Annotated in this window: 15 protein-coding genes, 1 other RNA gene and 3 pseudogenes; 6 read left to right on the top strand and 13 right to left on the bottom strand. The window is 52.3% G+C overall.

Going from position 1 to position 16,785, the window contains the following annotated elements:
- The first annotated feature begins 48 nt into the window (after positions 1–48).
- The 3 genes from EKM90_RS13215 (at position 49) to EKM90_RS13060 (ending at position 4,795) form a co-directional block, all read left to right on the top strand.
- Entirely contained in the window at positions 49–921 is an 873-nt protein-coding gene (locus EKM90_RS13215; RefSeq protein ID WP_373301065.1) for a sensor histidine kinase, read from the top strand.
- A gap of 174 nt (positions 922–1,095) precedes the next feature.
- Positions 1,096–2,919 carry an ABC transporter ATP-binding protein gene (locus EKM90_RS10780; RefSeq protein WP_125582515.1) on the top strand — a complete coding sequence of 608 codons (1,824 nt, stop codon included), beginning with the start codon at positions 1,096–1,098 and terminating at the stop codon, positions 2,917–2,919.
- Entirely contained in the window at positions 2,909–4,795 is a 1,887-nt protein-coding gene (locus EKM90_RS13060; RefSeq protein ID WP_225422836.1) for an ABC transporter ATP-binding protein, read from the top strand. Before EKM90_RS10780 ends, EKM90_RS13060 begins: the two co-directional genes overlap by 11 nt.
- Positions 4,796–4,866: 71 nt before the next feature.
- Here the strand turns inward: EKM90_RS13060 and EKM90_RS10770 are convergent, their stop codons facing one another.
- Positions 4,867–5,709 carry an aldo/keto reductase gene (locus EKM90_RS10770; protein ID WP_125582513.1) on the bottom strand — a complete coding sequence of 281 codons (843 nt, stop codon included), beginning with the start codon at positions 5,707–5,709 and terminating at the stop codon, positions 4,867–4,869.
- 146 nt (positions 5,710–5,855) lie between these two features.
- On the opposite strand from EKM90_RS10770, the gene EKM90_RS10765 reads away from it, so the two are divergent.
- Positions 5,856–7,154: a Y-family DNA polymerase gene (locus tag EKM90_RS10765; RefSeq protein WP_125582511.1), complete on the top strand. Its 1,299-nt coding sequence runs from the start codon at positions 5,856–5,858 to the stop codon at positions 7,152–7,154.
- The gene (locus EKM90_RS10760) at positions 7,147–7,470 is read left to right on the top strand and encodes an acetyl-CoA carboxylase (protein WP_125582509.1); all 324 of its coding nucleotides are present in this window, start codon (positions 7,147–7,149) and stop codon (positions 7,468–7,470) included. The genes EKM90_RS10765 and EKM90_RS10760 overlap by 8 nt, the downstream gene beginning before the upstream one ends.
- A 184-nt stretch (positions 7,471–7,654) precedes the next feature.
- Here EKM90_RS10760 and EKM90_RS10755 read toward each other — a convergent pair whose 3' ends face one another.
- The 5 genes and pseudogenes from EKM90_RS10755 to EKM90_RS10735 form a co-directional block, all read right to left on the bottom strand.
- Positions 7,655–8,158, bottom strand: coding sequence for a hypothetical protein (locus EKM90_RS10755; protein WP_125582507.1), 504 nt, complete (start codon positions 8,156–8,158; stop codon positions 7,655–7,657).
- A gap of 106 nt (positions 8,159–8,264) precedes the next feature.
- Positions 8,265–8,699, bottom strand: a complete 435-nt coding sequence (locus EKM90_RS10750; protein WP_125582504.1) for an ACT domain-containing protein — start codon at positions 8,697–8,699, stop codon at positions 8,265–8,267.
- A gap of 110 nt (positions 8,700–8,809) precedes the next feature.
- Positions 8,810–9,073: a hypothetical protein gene (locus tag EKM90_RS10745; protein WP_125582502.1), complete on the bottom strand. Its 264-nt coding sequence runs from the start codon at positions 9,071–9,073 to the stop codon at positions 8,810–8,812.
- A 36-nt stretch (positions 9,074–9,109) separates the two neighbouring features.
- On the bottom strand, positions 9,110–10,576 hold the full coding sequence (locus EKM90_RS10740) for a sensor histidine kinase (protein WP_125582499.1): 1,467 nt from the start codon (positions 10,574–10,576) through the stop codon (positions 9,110–9,112).
- Positions 10,573–11,291, bottom strand: a pseudogene (locus EKM90_RS10735) (response regulator transcription factor). Before EKM90_RS10735 ends, EKM90_RS10740 begins: the two are co-directional and overlap by 4 nt.
- Positions 11,292–11,412: 121 nt before the next feature.
- Here EKM90_RS10735 and ssrA point away from each other — a divergent pair.
- Positions 11,413–11,781: a transfer-messenger RNA gene (ssrA, locus tag EKM90_RS10730) on the top strand.
- A 412-nt stretch (positions 11,782–12,193) separates the two neighbouring features.
- On the opposite strand, the gene EKM90_RS10725 is transcribed toward ssrA, so the two are convergent.
- From EKM90_RS10725 to EKM90_RS12885, 7 genes and pseudogenes are all read right to left on the bottom strand, one after another.
- Positions 12,194–12,715 (bottom strand): PBECR4 domain-containing protein, encoded by a 522-nt coding sequence (locus EKM90_RS10725; protein ID WP_125582497.1) that lies wholly within the window; start codon positions 12,713–12,715, stop codon positions 12,194–12,196.
- A gap of 478 nt (positions 12,716–13,193) precedes the next feature.
- The gene (locus tag EKM90_RS10720) at positions 13,194–14,123 is read right to left on the bottom strand and encodes a peptidoglycan recognition protein family protein (protein WP_125582495.1); all 930 of its coding nucleotides are present in this window, start codon (positions 14,121–14,123) and stop codon (positions 13,194–13,196) included.
- Positions 14,124–14,149: 26 nt separating this feature from the next.
- Positions 14,150–14,389, bottom strand: a pseudogene (locus EKM90_RS10715) (phage holin); the annotation flags it as partial.
- A gap of 14 nt (positions 14,390–14,403) precedes the next feature.
- Positions 14,404–14,703, bottom strand: a complete 300-nt coding sequence (locus EKM90_RS10710) for a hypothetical protein (protein WP_225422834.1) — start codon at positions 14,701–14,703, stop codon at positions 14,404–14,406.
- Positions 14,704–14,733: 30 nt separating this feature from the next.
- Positions 14,734–14,844, bottom strand: coding sequence for an XkdX family protein (locus EKM90_RS10705; RefSeq protein ID WP_225422838.1), 111 nt, complete (start codon positions 14,842–14,844; stop codon positions 14,734–14,736).
- A 20-nt stretch (positions 14,845–14,864) separates the two neighbouring features.
- Complete coding sequence (locus EKM90_RS10700) at positions 14,865–15,215, bottom strand: phage infection protein (protein ID WP_125582489.1); 351 nt, start codon at positions 15,213–15,215, stop codon at positions 14,865–14,867.
- A 10-nt stretch (positions 15,216–15,225) separates the two neighbouring features.
- Positions 15,226–16,785: pseudogene (locus tag EKM90_RS12885) on the bottom strand (phage tail protein); the annotation flags it as partial.

Raw genomic sequence — 16,785 nt, 5'->3', positions numbered from 1 at the left:
CTGCTGATTGTTGGCATCGCCACGTGCTTTCTTGACGAAACCAGGACGCTGCCTCTGCTACTGGTGCTCGGCGCTGGCCTGCACATCACCGCGATAAGGCGCCGCCAGAATTACCGCCCGCTCCATCTACTACTCTCCGTTTTGCACCTACTCTTCATCACGCTCGCCCTGCTAACGACTGACTGGTTGCAGGTGCTCACGCTCATCATCTGGGCGCTCACGCTAGCATTGACGAAACTCTTACTCGATTATCTCTTCCACGAAACCGATATGGTCTATGCCCGGTCGCTGGACAAAATCATGGCGCACTACACGACGGAAATTAACGGCCTCTACGCTAACATTCGCGGGTGGCGCCACGATTACCATGACCACCTGCAAGCCCTTAAGTACTACCTGCACGACGAGCAACTTGAACAGGCCCGCGATTATCTCAACCAGCTGGAGGATAAGCTCGATGAAATCGACGACATCGTCCATTCTGGGAACACCGTGATGGATGCGGTGGTGAATTCGAAACTCGCCTTGGCCGAGCAAGCCCAAATCGCCACAGATGTTTCCGTATTTGTTGGCCAGCAGCCGCTGATATCAGATATTGACCTCGTCGTCATTTTGGGCAATGTGCTGGACAATGCGATTGAAGCCGCCAGTGAGCAACCTGATGTCAGCGCCCGTTTCATTCGCGTCTATATCGCCATTGAAAAGCAGCAGCTGTACATCTCAGTCACCAACAGTCGCCGCGCCGATCAAGTCATCGATATTAATTACGCCTCCACGAAAAACGATAAACGCGGGCTGGGCATTCGCCGGATTAATGCCTTGGTGGCCAAGTACCACGGCATCATTAACCGCCAGTACGAAGAAGGCGTGTTTGTCACCGAAGTGCTGTTGCCACTAAAGCAAATTACCAAGCATTCATGAACCAGGGCTGCTGACCGGCGGCCCTATTTATTATTCTGACCGGCTAGCAGGACGCAGATCTCATTCACGGCCAAATGACGACCGTTCACGCCCAAAAGCCAGCGGCGCGCCATTAACGGTTTATCCTTTAGTCATTCAAGCTTCAGTGCTTTTAAGGTGAAAGTAGGTCTTCATATGTACGAGAAACAAACAACGAAACACGGAGTCTTAAGCAACATCCGCTGGCAATGGCAACAAGTGCGCCGAACCACCCACCATGCCACACGCCAGTTGCTGACAGGCATCATCGTCGATGCATTGCTTGCGCTCGGCGCCACCATTTTGCCTGCGGTCGTGGTCCAAGTGCTTGCGGCGCGCACCGATTTATCAAGGGTGGCCCTCGTTTTGATTGGGATTAGCGTCGTCATTGCGTTCGCACAATGGGCAAAGCCAGTGAACGAAATCGCATTCCAAAACACTTACAGCCTCGGCCGAGTGTCTGAATTTGTTCAGTTCGTCATTCATCTCGTCAAGGTGCCCTACGTTTGGCAGGCGATTCCCGAATACAATCAGGATCGGTACGTGGCAGTGAATTACGGCCTGGCCACTGACAACACAGCTGCCCAAGCCATCATCAAGCATTACCGCGACTTGCTTAGTAGTGGCTTAACGCTCCTGGTGCTGTTGGGGTCACTTGCTGTCATCAAGTGGTGGCTGCCCGTGCTGCTACTAGCCTTTGCGCTGATCAGCGACGACATTCAAAAGCGCACCCGGCGGTTTCGCCGCGAGCAGCGCGATCGCAACCACACCATCATTGATCGCACGAATTATCTGATGCGGGCCTCAACGGCCGAGACCGGCGCGAAAGACATGCGCCTGTATCACTTCGCCAGCCAGTTTAGCACGAAGACCGATGCCTTGTTTCGCGAACATGAAACCAATGACTTCCGCGTTTCGTTCCGTGAGTTCTTGCAAGATGTCGCCATTGCTGCTTTGAATGGTCTGTGCAACTTTCTCACTTATGGGAGCCTCATCATCGACATTCTCCGCGGTATCTTCAGTGTCAGCGGCTTTACTTACGCCTTCAACGCGGTGACCACCACTACCAGTCAGTTAAGCACCCTCCTTCAGTCATGGAATGAGCTGAATCAAAACAGCGATGACCTCGACTTAGTCCGTAACCTCTTCGCAACGGAAGAAGCCGCCATCGCCGCCCCCCACCGCACCAAAACAAACTTACCAGCCGCGCCGCAGCCGATTGTCTTCAAGCACGTGTTCTTCCGGTACCCAGGCGCTGATCACGATACCATTCGTGATCTCAACCTCACAATTCCCGCTGGCGCCAAGTTTGCCTTAGTGGGGGCCAACGGGGCAGGGAAAACCACCATTACCAACCTCATGCTGGGCTTACTGACGCCAACTGCAGGCGAGATTTTGCTAGGCGGGGTGCCCATTACCAGCTATGTTCTGCGTGATTATTGGCAATACTTCGCCCCGGTTTTTCAAGAAGCAACGGTGCTGGCCGCGTCAGTGGCCGAGAACGTCGCCTTTCATAGCAACGTGGACCTGCCGCGCGTTCAAGCCGCGCTCAAGCAAGCCGGTTTGAGCGCCGACGTTGCCCGCATGGCCCACGGTGTACAGACGCCATTAACGAACTACATCGCCGATGACGGGGTGCAGCTTTCCGGCGGCCAGCAGCAAAAGCTGATGTTGGCTCGGGCCCTTTATCGAGATGCCCCAGTGCTGATTCTCGATGAACCAACGGCAGCCCTCGATGCGCTTGCCGAGAGCCGAATCTATCAGGAGTATAACCAAATGACGGCTGGTAAAACTAGTCTGTTCATCAGTCACCGCCTCGCCTCCACGCAATTCGCGGATGAGATTCTCTTCCTGGAACACGGCCACATCACTGAACGGGGCCAACATGATGAACTCATCGCGGCGAACCGCGGCTATGCCCAACTGTTCAAAATTCAAAGTCAATACTATCAGGAAGGAGCAACCCCTGATGCTCAATAAATTCAAACAGACCTATGTCCGTTATCTCCGTTTTGTTCAGCAACTGGATGCCCAGGCCATTCCTTTAACCATCGCAAATGCCGTGGGCCAAGTGCTGGTCCCTTACTTGACCTTCATCTTGCTGGGCTGGCTGTTGAACACTGTCCTGGCTGGCACCACAATCAACGCCATCGCGCTGCCACTGGTCGGATTCCTGGCGCTGATTTTCGTGCTTCAGGTCGGGGTCGCCGCCATTAAAGACCATTACAATCGGTTCTCTATCCACCTCTACAACCGCATCGACGCGATGGTCGCTGACAAGGAACGCCAAGTCAGCCTCCAATTATTCAACGCCCCCACCTTTCGGAAGGCCTACGCCGCTTTTGACCAAGGCCGCACGTATTTCGGCGGCTTTGACCGTTTTCTTGAGGGCAACCTCACCCCGGTGATTAATCTCGCCCTCGCGGTGATGGTCTCGCTGACCGTGATTGGTCGCCTGCTGTTCACATCCAGCGCGCAGTCAAGCGCACTGGCCCGGTTTGCGGACAGCCCCGCCTACCTGTTAGTCTTGATTACCATCATCGTCTTGCCAGTGATCGTCTCCATCTGGTCAGGACGCAAAGGCGGTCGCATCCTCCAATCCTTCTTTACTGGTAATATTCAAATCAACCGTGAATTAAACTATTACTTCAACCATGCTTTTGCTGGCACTGAAATGAGTAAAACCCTGCGTGTTTATGATACCGATGACCTGATGGCACACCGCTTTGAGGCGGTTAATTCACAAGGTCTTACCAGCATTCAGCGCTCCTATACGAAAAGTACGGCCTTCACTGCGCTGGGTGGGGCTGCGATTGCCTTAGCGACCGGCGGCATCTATGTGATGCTGGCCATCAAGAGCATGACCGGCGCCATTGCAGTAGGTGATGTGGTCATGTACGCCGGTTTCTTCACTCAACTCATCAGTGCGGTGGCCAAGCTCCTCAGTATTAACGGCTGGGCCCCATCGCTCAATCAGGCGCTAACGGCGACGATTGACCTGCTCGAAATGCCCGACCCCGGCGCTCATGGCACCCTACCCATCGAGAAGCGCCACGACAACCAGTACCAACTTGAATTCCACGATGTCAGCTTTCAGTATCCTGGTACCAAGACCTTCGCACTCCAACATGTGAATCTGAAGCTCGCCATTGGCCAGCGGCTGGCCCTCGTCGGCCCCAACGGCTCAGGTAAAACGACGCTGATTCGCTTGCTCACCCGGCTTGATCAGCCCACCAGCGGCACCATCACCTTGAACGGGATCGACATTCAGAAATACAATCTGCAAGAATATCAGCAGATTTTTGCCGCCGTCTTCCAAGACTTCAAGCTCTTCGCCTTGCCTGTCGTCGACAATGTGGCCGCCAGCGCCCACCCCGACCGGAATCGGGTGGCAGCTGCCCTCAAAATTGCCGGCGTCTCTGACCGGGTCCAGCGGATGAATCAAGGCATCGACACGCCAATCACGCGAGAACTGGATACGCATGGCGAAGATGTCTCCGGTGGTGAGGCACAGAAAATCGCCATCGCCCGGGCCTGGTACAAAGATGCCCCTTTCATTATCCTGGATGAGCCCACCGCGGCCCTTGACCCGATTTCGGAATATGAAACCTACCAGCACCTCGATGACCTCATCGCCACCAAGACAGCGATCTACATCAGTCACCGCATGAGCTCAACTCGCTTTGCCGCCCGGATTGTCGTCTTAGATCACGGCCGCATCGTGCAAGATGGCACCCATGTCAGCCTCATGCGCGAAGCCGGCCTCTACCGGGACCTGTTCAATGCCCAGGCGCAGTACTACACCAAAGAACGTATTGCCAAAGAACGCAAAAACGCGGATTTGGCTTACCAGTAAGTCACGCATCACCACTAAAAAACACGCCTGAGCGATTGCTGCTCAGGCGTGTTTGCGTATCCAGTGCGGGTTTAATAGCGATTATCGTCTTCCCCAGGGGCGGTGTCCTTCAGCTGATCCAGCAGTGCCATATCAGCGGCGCTGATTTTAAAATCAAGCTGGGTATTTTCAGCGATATGCGCCGGGCTGGTGGCTTTGGGCAGCGGCAGCAGCCCTTTTTGCAGGACATAGCGAATGGCGACCTGCGCCACGGTGGCCTGGTAGTGATCAGCCACGGCTTGCACGGCTTCGTTGTTCAGCAAAAAGCCGGTCGCCAGCGGCGAAAAGGCTTCTACCAGCAGGCCATGCTGCTGAGCGCACGCGACATTATCATCCTCGGTAAAGCCAATGTAGTACTGCAGCTGCAGGGCCATCGGCTTGATGGTGCAATGCGCATACAAATCTTCCTGGTCGCGGACGTTGAAGTTAGAAATCCCAATCGCCCGCACCTTCTTGGCTTGGTAGAAGGATTCCATCGCCCGCCACACCTCACGATTTTGCTCGCGATAGTCCTCACCAAAATGATCCCACGGCCACGGCGCATGGATCAAAAACAAGTCGATATCATCCAGGCCGAGGCGCGCCATGGATTCATCGAACGCCTTCAGCGCGTCCTCATAGCTTTTGGCATGCGCCGGCAGCTTCGAGGTGACAAAAATCTGGTCCCGCGGAATGCCGGAGTCGCGAATGGCTTGGCCCACGCTGGCCTCGTTGCCGTACTGCCAGGCGGTGTCGATATGCCGATAACCTTGGCGCAGGGCTTCGGCCACGGCCTGATAAGCGGTGTCGCCATTGGGAATCTGCCAAGTGCCAAAGCCCACCTGGGGAATAGCCACCCCATTAGGCAGAGTGTAAGTATCAGTTAAAACGGACATGAGCTCACCTCAATTAAAATATTTATCATCAAGTAGTATAGCACGTTCGAGGCCCGGCTTTGCCCCCCGTTCTTGCCTCATTAATTAGACTTGGTACTTGCCAAAGGCAAACGTATGTTCGTATAATAAACCACGAGGTGAGCCGCATGTATGAATCAGAACCTAAACGTGTGATTTTTTTGATTGATAATAAGTCCTTTTACGCTTCAGTCGAAGCGGTCGCCCGCGGCTACAATCCACTAAAGACAATTCTAGTGGTGATGTCCGAGCAGGCCAACACGAATGGCGGCCTCATTTTGGCGACTTCCCCCTTAGCCAAAAAGTTGTACGGCTTGCAGGCGAATGTCAGCCGCCAGCGCGATTTGCCTGATGAAAAGCATCTGTTGGTGGTGCCGCCGCGCATGAACTTGTATATCAAACGGAATTTGCAGATCAATGATATTTTTCGCCGCTTCGTCGCCGATGAGGACCTCTGGCCTTACTCCATTGATGAGTCGATTTTGGATTTGACTCATAGCTGGCGCTTATTTGGCGACTCGCCGCTGGCCGTGGCCAAGCTGATTCAGCGCACGGTGCGCAAAGAATTGGGGCTGTATACCACCATTGGCATCGGCGAAAATCCGGTGCAGGCCAAGATTGCCTTGGATGTGTACGCCAAGAAAAGCCCAGATCTGATTGGCACCATCAGCTACCAAACGGTGCCCGATAAGATCTGGACCATCACCAACCTGACGTCGGTTTGGAGCATTGCTGACCGCACTGCGGCCCATTTGAACCGCTTGGGTATCCATACCATGTACGAACTGGCCCACGCCAATCCCTACCTGCTCAAAGCGGAAATGGGCATCATCGGCACGCAGCTCTTCGCCTTGGCCTGGGGCATCGATCGCACCAAGCTGGCCAAACGCGTCAAGGTCCGCAGCTCCAGCATCGGCAACTCCCAAGTGTTGCCCCGCGACTACGCCATTCAAAGTGAAATTGAGCTGGTGATCAAAGAAATCGGGGAACAAGTCGCCGCCCGGCTGCGCCATCACCACAAACAAACCAGTTGCATCAGCTTAGGCATTGGCTTTTCCTACGCCGCCAGTGAAGAAGCTGGTCGCGGCGGCTTTAGCCACAGCCTGCGGATTGAAGCGACCAACCGCAATGATGAGCTGATTGCCGCCTTGCTCCTGCTGTTTCGCCGCTACTGGCAAGGCGAAGTCATTCGCAACGTGGCGGTTTACACCAGCCGCCTTAGCGCCGACGCCGGTGAACAGCTGACCCTCCTGACTCCTATCGCTGAGCAGGTCCACAAAAGCGATTTGGCGCGCACAGTAGATGCCTTGCGCACGAAATTCGGCTTCACCACCGTCGTCTACGCCAAAAGCAAGCTCCGCGGTGGCACCGCTATTCAGCGGGCTAGTTTAGTCGGTGGGCATAACGGAGGGAATAGTTATGAATAAAAATCGCGACTTAAAGCTGATCATTGAACGCCTGCAGCCCCATTTTCACCGCCGCAGCCAGGTGCGCTACGCCATTTTAGTATCTAATGATCCCTATGATCACACGTATAATTTCTTCTTTAACGAATATCCGACGGCCCACCGCCAGCGCTCCATCCCTTTGCACAGCGTGACTGGCTCGCTGACAGAGCTGGAAGCCTTAATCCAGGCCCTGCGTCACAGCGTCAACTTCAGCCTGGAATTCACCGGTTTTGCAGGGCTGCGGTGGCCGAGTTCAGACCGGCTAATCGAACCGAAGCGCGAACGCGCTGAATGAGGGGTGAGGCTGAGACAAAATGCGGTTTTAGCCCAGAGGATAAGCCAAACGGCCTGTAAAACCCGAACTTAGGTTTTGCTGGCCGTTTGGCTTATCCGGCCAGGGCGTCGCATGTTGGCTCGTACTGTACTGGAATAGTCGTGATGCTATCGTGACTCTAAATTATGGCTCGGTCACGTTAGTTTTATAACGAAAAATGAAAGGCCTGATCATCGGCCAGCGTCATCGCTGCAGCGACATCCACGCCATACTGCTCACCAACTTGGTGCAGGATATAGTCGCGCACCTCGTCATGCAGCAAATCATCCAGCGCCAGTTCAAAGGCATTCATCCAGGTGCCGCCGCGCTGATGCCGAATTTTTGTTGCGGTTAACAGCTGGCGATACAGCTGGCGACCGGTAAGATTGATGGCCACTGTGAGGCAACATTTTTGGCCGTGATCCAGGTAATGCAAGGTTGCCTGCCGCAAATGAATGAACCACCCGCTCACCAAGAGGCATACTCCCAGTAGCGCACCGACCAGCAGCACCGCCGCCAGCAGGCTCAAGCTACGGCTGAGACTCACCACTGCGGCGCCGCCGGCTAATAAGAGTGACAGCCATACAATCACAACCACCAACAGCAAAGCAGGAATGATCACCATTAAAGCCACTAAACTCCCAAATAGTACTTTGATCAGCCGACTCATCGGCAACGCCCCCCAACGCTTGTCGAACGTAAAAACCCACGCGCAAACGTGGGTTTTGCTTAAAAATTAGAATAATACTCATTGTTATCACTTGCAAGTTTAATTTTTACTCAACAGAAATTAATGAAACATCGGTAACGCCTCGTGACTTCTTCAAACTAGTCAGCAGGCTATCCACCGTGCCGGTCAGATTACTGATGTCAAAGGAAATGACAACACTCGCCCAGTCGTGAATCGGGATATTCTGATTGATGGTAATGATGCTGGCATTGGCGCCGGACAACGTGGTAAGTACTTCTGACAAGATGCCGCGGTCGTGATGCAACATTAAGGAAATCACAGCTTTGCGCTGCGTCAACCCAGTATCTGGCAAGAACACGTAGTCCTTATACTTGTAGTAGGTGCCGCGGCTGATACCGACTTCCTTGACCGCCTCTGATACTTGCCGCACTTGGCCATTTTCAATCAAGGTCCGCGCCTTGATTACCTTTTCCACCACATCCGGCAAAATGGTACTGTCCACGATATAATACTTGTCCACGCCGTTCCCCTCGTTCCCCGTCAATTGATAGCCTCATTGTACCATGATACGTGAACAAGTGGCTGAGAATTCTGGCGCGAAAAAAAGTGCCGGTTTCCCGACACTTACGCTCAATCTGATGAATGGCGGTGCAGAAACCGGTCCACCACCCGGATGATGTGGAAAAGGAAAACGCCAACCAGCACCAGGCCCCACAGAAGCCAAAGCAATCGGTAAGACCCAGGCTGAAGACCCAACCAAATCAGCAAGCTGCCAAGCAACAGACCCACACCGGCGACAACCAGCGCCGCTGCCAGTCTTAACCAAGGATGCTTCGTGAGCTTAAAGCTCGGCGTCAGCAGCCACGTCCCAACGAGTTCCAGCATGAAGCTCATGGCAATCTCCTTTCGCTATCCACTGACAGCTGGGGGTTATTTCGTGTGCGTAATCGGTGCCTGCTGCGGCGCGGTTTCCTCATCAGGGAAGGTCAGGGTAAAGGTCGTGCCTTCATCTTTTTGCGACTGCACGTCGATGGTGCCGCCGTGCAAGGTCACCAGCTGATGGACAATCGCTAAGCCCAGACCGGATTCACCGTACTTGGTGTTTTTCCGCGACGGATCGGCCTTGTAGTACCGCTCCCAGATATTCTTCACCTGGTCTTCGGTCATACCAATCCCCGTGTCGGTAACAGCCAGCTCGGTTTGATGGTAGCCGGGTTTGGCGGAGATGGTGATGGTGCCGCCTTTGGTAAATTGAATCGCATTTTGGGCGATGTTGAACAGAATCTGCACGAAGCGGTCGCGGTCGGCATAAACCGGCACGTTCGCCGCGGCGTCCAGCACTAGGGTATCATCGGCGTCGGCAGCCTTTTGCTTTAGCTGCACCATGATATCATTCAGCGCTTCAGTGGCGTTAAAGGTTTGCTTCTTGAGCAGAATCTGGTTGGTGCGAATCTTCTCGTAGTCGAGGTTTTCGTTCACCAAGCGGATCAGGCGCTTGGTTTCGTTGCGCATCAGTTCAATCGACTGCCCCTTGCTTTCTTCTGGAATGGCATCATAAGCCAGCCCTTCCAAAAGACCGTTGATGGTGGTGAGCGGCGTGCGCATTTCGTGGGCCGCATCGGCCATGAACTGCCGGCGCCGCTCTTCCTGGCGGTGGATTTCGGCCTGACTATCACGCAAGGAACCCAGCATATCCTGGAAATCGTCGGCCAAGCCGGCAATTTCATCGTGACTGCGGGACTTGATTTCGACATCCACGTCATAGTTGCCTTCTGCCACTTGGTGCGTGACTTGCCGCAAGCGGTTGATCCGCCCGACTTGGTAGCGCGCCAGCAGATAACTGAGGACAATCGCCACCAGCATCGACAGCAAAAAGGCGATGAACAAGTTGTATTCGGTTTTCTTGATGGAACTTTGAATGTTGTCCACTGGGGCAAAAGCCGCAATCACGAACAACAACTTACCCGACAGGAACACAGGCTTGTAGTAGATGGTCATGCTTTGCTGCTTGCCATTGCGCGGGTTAGTGGTCAGCTCGGGCAAAGCGACAGATTCGCCCTTTTTCAGCTGCTTCCAGTATTTGCTGGCAATCGCCGCTCCGCGCGGTGTGCCGGCGAATTGCGGATAACGGGCCGTGTTGTCCGCATCGTAAATCATGAAGTGGACATTTTGCTTTTTGAGAATTTCTTCTGAATGCTGAATGAATTGAGTATCAATCAAGTAGGTACTGCGATCTACCGCGCGGTCAGTCAGCACATCGGTGTATTGTTCCAGCTGATCAAAACTGTTCTGCCAGACGTTATTCGAAGTGGAGCGAATGAACATGACCGAAATAATGGCCATGGCCACCAGCAGTACCCCGAAAAACGCAAGCATTTGTTGATAGAGTAATTTCACTGATCAAGCCCGGTGTCGTCAAACTTATACCCGACGCCCAGACCGTCTGGATGATTTGCGGTCCGACCTTTTCGATTTTCTGCCGCAGCTTTTTGATATGAGCATCGACGGTCCGTTCATCGCCATAGTACTCATAGTCCCACACCAGCTGCAAGAGCTGCTCACGTGAGAAGACTTGCTTAGGGTTTTGCGCCAGTGTGTGCAACAGGTCGAATTCCTTTGGGGTCAAATCTGGAATCTGCTCACCATTCAAATACGCCTCACGAGTTTTGGTGCTGAGCTTGAAGTGATCCGTGACCACATCAAAGTCTTCGCTGGCCTCAGGGGCATCAGTGGTGGCATCGCTGGTTTCCGCGCGGCGGTGTAGGGCCTTAATCCGCGCCACCAAGGTGATCGGGGAAAATGGTTTGGTGACGTAATCGTCAGCCCCTAACTCCAGCCCCAGCACTTGGTCGCTTTCGGAGTCGCGCGCCGTCAGCATGATGAGTGGCACCGTGGTGGAAACCTTGCGAATCTCCTGGGCCACCTGCATCCCATCCATTTTCGGCAGATTCAGATCCAACGTGATAATGTCAAAGCTGTTAGGCGCCGCGTTGAACATGGCAAGCCCTTCCTCGCCATCATAAGCATTTTGAACTTCCCACTGTTCCTTTTTGAAAAACATATCCATCATTTGGGCAACGCTTTCGTTGTCTTCAATCATCAAAATTTTCATTATCTATCCTCACAGTCTCAAATGGTGAAGTGCCGTTATTGCTTCAGATTAAGCCTAGCACGCGGCTCCCGCTTTGACAAAGGTTTTCGCCCCGTGGTATGCTGGTGTGTGCCAGAATTATGGGGACGTAATGGTCTCGACATTGGTCGTTTCGCCAGTGGTGCACTCCGGAGGCTCGGCTCCGTCATCAACGGAACACAGTTTATTAACTGCAAACAATAACGAAACATCTTACGCTCTGGCTGCCTAAGCAACCTTAGCGTGATCCTCCCGTTATCGCTCAAGTAGCGGATCTGGGTCTCAAATCATTGAGCTACGGCTAGTTTCTCCCACCTGAAGGGCTAGCAAGAGACCATCAGGTTAGCTCCAGGCGGTTAGCCCTGCGCGTCGGCGCGCGCCTGAAGTGAACTTTTAAGTAGGCGCACTATGAGTGTAGAGCTGCTGGTAGAAAGGCTGATGGACACGGGTTCGATTCCCGTCGTCTCCATTTTTAGCACTTTGTTGCTTTTCGTTGGACGCCGGAATGCCGTTAAATAGGCATTTTGGCGTTTTTGTTTTTTGTTGTTTTGCGTTGTTTTTTAACCATTTTGGACAAAAATGGGACAAGACCATGATACTATAAACCCTTGAAGAAACTGTGATTTAGGCGTGATAAAACAAAAGCATGGCTGAATAATCAGTCCCGCTTTTTGTATCCCGGCCACCACCTCGCCCGAAGCTCAGCACAAAATAAAAGCCTTCCGTCAGTTGGAGTCCATAAAATATACCTCGGTCCTTATTGACATATCATTTCGCGTGGTCGTTTTGGATATCTATTTCATATATCCATAATGGGCCATTAAAATGATTGTGCAAACTGCGCAAAAAATAGCCCCACCCGCCGAAGCGAGTGAGGCTACATCTCAGAACCATCCGTCTACATGATACTTAAGACGCTTTGAATTTGGAAAATCAATTGTTCTATCTTGGCGAACGAGAAATGTGACTGGAGCATAGATCCCGTCATGGGTTTCACGAATACCTAGTGATACTCTCCGATGTGACTTTACATGTTGAAAGACCAAGTCTAACCTCATCGAGTTTCTTGAGTCCTCCGAATTCACAAGAATCGCGGATACGTCTTCGCCAAATTTAAGAATGTCATCCAGACAACTAAAGTAGGCGATTCTATCCTTAATGGCGCCATAGTTTTTATCCCAACGAATGCTCTTAGTACTAATCTTGCCACTTGCTAATTTAGCAATGATTTCCTTAGGAGAGGATCCCCTATAGATCTTATGCAATCCCAACAGGTGCGGTAACTGCAAAATATCAAACTTTATATAAATGGTCCCAATCGGTTTATAAGAAGTGGTGACACTGACCAAATGTCCATCGTAAGAGCTTTGGAATCTGTTGTAAATTGTAAACAAATCAGACTCCATACCTACCCCACCATTCAATATCTATGTAAGGCGCAATCGTGGATACCGCCCCACGCGGCAAACGCTCGGATAACCCTCCGGCGGGGGAACGTGGCTGCGCCCTTGCCACTTTGACACCATCTGGTGTCTAGAAAGGAGGTGAAAAATGACGAGAGAGCATTCATTTTCACCTGCAACAATTATATGGGTCTTATCCTCATTTCGTCAACATAAATGAATAAAACGTAACAATTTGAAAAAAAGCCCCACCCGCCGAAGCGAGTGAGGCCAATAACACCGGTGTAGCAACGTTTCTACGTCATTTTCACAGTTTTACATCTTTTTGCCATTTTTGTAAAACAAAAAGCTTCACTCCCGAAGGAATGAGGAAAAATTACGTGCGCCGGTGCATGTAAAGACTTTGCCTTTTAGCAAACGTTTTGTCAACTTTCAGAACAAAAAAAGCCCCACCCCCGAAGGAGTGAGGCTAATCATGCTGCTATGAGAACAGTTTTTGCCCTTTGTTCATTTGTCGCTGCATTGCTTTGACCAGGTTACTTGGTGCAGTCCAAGAGTTGTCCTGGTTGAATCCGTAGTACTTGAGTGCCGCGTGATAGAGGGCAGGCCCAATCTTGTAGTCAACTGGCAAGCCTAAGCGCTGCTGCCAGATGCCCACTAGCTGTGAGCCAACGGCTGCTTTACTTGGTACCCATTGAACGGCAGGCAAAGCACGTGCATCAATGAATTTGTAGCCCTTGGCATTCGTCCAAGCGATGTCTTGGCTGGAAATAACGCCGTCCTGCGCACGTTTCTCGAGTGCTTCAGCGCGCCGTGCTGCCTTGGCGCCGAAGTAGCCATCTACCTCCAAGTCCCCAGATGCGCTTTGACTTGGATCAGCCGCTGGTGCTGGTGCGGGTCTCGCAGTAGTCACGGTCTGCCCTGCCGCCTGACGCACTAGATCAATATAGTGGCTCATGTTGATACCGCCTGGGCAATCAGTGGCCACGATGCTGTTGTGAGGAACGATGTGCGCACTGTCAATCGGAATGCCGTACCGCTTGCAGATATCAGCGCATAGCTTGGCGGACAGCTTGAGCGTTTCCTCTGCTACTGACCAGTTAGGCGCGCCGCTTGAGTTGACGTGTTCCAAACCGATCGATCGTTGGTTCATTAGTTTATTACCGGCATGCCAAGCCGACCGCGTTTCGTCCACGCAGCCGATAATTTGCGTTGGCGTGATCTCGTAGTGGGCCGAGGTCATCTTCCCACCTTTGAGCCATGTGTCCCGCGCAACCTGCTGGTTTGTGGTTGAGTTGTGGTGAATAACCACACGGTCAATTTTGTGGCGCGGATAGCCGGGATCATCGTGGGAGCTACCGTTCATTGGCCGCTCGTCAATGAAGGTTGTGAGCTTTGAAAATACTGCCATTATTTTGCCTCCTTTTTAGGCTTGTCATATGTCATTGCCTGAACGCTGTCAGTTACGCCAGCCGTGGTTGGATCCGTAACCACACCAAGAATTGACAGCACCGCGAATACCGCATTGACGATGCCGGTCAGTTGCGTGCCTAGGTTGGCAAAGTCCCACTTGTATCCAAAAGGCGCAGCCACAGCTTGCGCAAGCAATAAAATAGCCGGCACTAGGGCCAGCCAGAATTTGACGCTCAATACTCGTACTTTCCAGTTAATCTTCATGTTAAACCTTCCTTTCAGTTTTTAATTTTAAGTTGTAAAACCTTGTTGTACAGTGCTTCACCCGTTCCATTTCCGCCTAATGCTTTGTAGCTGCGGAAAAGGTAGTTCAAATCGTCCAAGTCATCCGTGCTGATATAACCAGTTTCGATATGGCGGTTGCACAGCATGTATACCTCATGATGAAGCAATCCGACTAGCCCTGCATCTATCGCCTTTCCGTGCTTTCGATGCGTCTGCCACTGGCTTAAAAACCAACCAAACAAAGCCCCACCACCCAACTCTACGAAAATGTCTAACCAACTCTTAAAATCCACATCTTCATACTTCCTTTCACAAAAATACCGCTAGGCGTTTACCCCAGCGGCGTAGTCATTACCGGTAATTTTTTTATACTCATCAGATGTGATTGCTCCAGATTCTACATAGCCCTCTATCGGGCAACCCCATGTGTACATCTGTTTTACAAAGTCTCGCATCAGCTCTCGCCCCCTAACTTTTCGGTGAGCGTGGTGACTTGTGCCGCCAATTGCGCGTTTTGCAAGCCCAGTGCATTAATCATCTGCTGCTCGGCCGTAGGAATCACCTTATTGGCCTCCGCTTCAAGCTCTGCCCGCTTGTCCTCATCGGTGGTTATAATGCCATCTGATGATACCTTTGAGGCTCCTAAACAGATGCCAGCCAAGTCTGCCGGGGCTACCTCGACTGCCTTGCTAGTGTCAAATGGGGCCAACCATTCTTTGCCATCATAAAATTCTTGCTGATAGCCTATGATGTAGCCATCGGAGTCCAGTGTAAAAAGAACTCTCATTTTTTCTTTGGTTTCCATGTCAAGCCCCCTAAACTGCGTACACCGCATCCATTACTGCATGCGGCGCTTGCGTTCCTTGATTATTGCTGGCTTCTCCGGCAATGTCTGTATCGCTGTACCACAGACGTTTGAAAAATGTGCCTACCCCTGGCATTGAAAGGGTTACAATCATATTTTTGCTCTGGGCATCTACGGCCACTTTGGGAAGCAAAGTGTAGTTGTAATAATCATTCTTTATTTTTGAGCTATTGTAGTATGACCATCTAATCAACCATCCCGTTTGTGTCTGAGAAAGTGGGATGCTCATTGTCGCCGTATCTCCGGCTTGAGGATAGATTACACCAGACCAGCATTTAAGATTACAGTTATCGAACTGGCGTAACATCTCGCCATTCAGGTAGCCACTTACTCTTTGCCTGCTTGTGTCTAGGTTAGACAGCAGAAGCTGCCCCATATATAGCTGTGCCGCCGCAGTAATGTCGCTTTCAGCGGTTCCACCGGTGTACAGGCGTGATAGATAGCCGGCCGGTCCAACCTCTGTGTGGAATGTCTGGAGGTATGTCCCGCTGCTACCATCAATCGTGCCGTCAACGGTCAGGTAGCCATCGCCCATCTTCGTAGTGCCCGTGCCTTTAGTCAGCATGATTTGACCGGTCGGGTCAGTGATGCCAGCGAAGTCGCTCTCATCGACCGGTGCGTTCTTGAAGCTACTGATGAACTCGGAGCCGTTGAACGTAACCCCGTTAAAAGTCAGACCGTTGAAAGTGGCGGCGTTGATAGCACTCGCTGAAACTTCTTGCTTGACCCAAGAGGTACCGTCTGACTTGTAGAACGCGGTCACGAAATTATCAGAGGTAGTCACCCAAAACTGACTGTTGGCCGGAGCCACTGTAGAAGGAAGCACCGTGCCGCTAGCGTAACTAGTGATGTCTTTACCAGCTGGGCCAGTTGGCCCAGTATCACCCTTGGCACCGTCTGCGCCTTTAATCAGCACCCACGTGTAGTCAGACGCGGTTGTACTGTCGGCTTCGGTGAAGTCGCTATACGTCCCAATATACGATTTCCCGGCTGGTGACTGCGAGAATCCATCACCGCTTACCGTGTCAGCGTATGCCGTATGGAAGTAGCTTGTTTTCCCGTCATCACCTTTTGGCCCAGCAGCGCCGACCCCAGTGTCGCCTTTGACCTTCTGCCAGTGCCCTGCATAGTCCTCTGGATCATCGCTTGGCACAGCGCTCTTGTCGCTCCATACAACCGCCATATACGTCTTGCCAGCGGGGTCAGCAGAAATACCAGTGCCCACATCATCGTCCGCATAGCGCGTCCACGGGTAGTACTGGTGAGTGTTACTGGCCTTGATTTGCTCCATCTTGTCGGCTAACTCTTGGATAGCCGGGTCGATTTGCGATTGCTCAATCAGGAAGTCCCCAAACGTTGCTTGCCGCGTGTCCGCCGAGTAGCTTGTTTTAAGCTCCAGCAGTCGTGTGGAAAGATTGAGGTCTTGCAGTTCATCAACTAGGTGCACGGTATCACCGACTTGTACGCCGGCGGGCAATTCGACCACGTCAGCCTCGTAGTTCACCACCGG

It is taken from the genome of Lacticaseibacillus suibinensis, from assembly GCF_003946175.1.
Lineage (GTDB): Bacteria > Bacillota > Bacilli > Lactobacillales > Lactobacillaceae > Lacticaseibacillus > Lacticaseibacillus suibinensis.
This window is presented reverse-complemented; position numbering and strand designations above follow the sequence as displayed.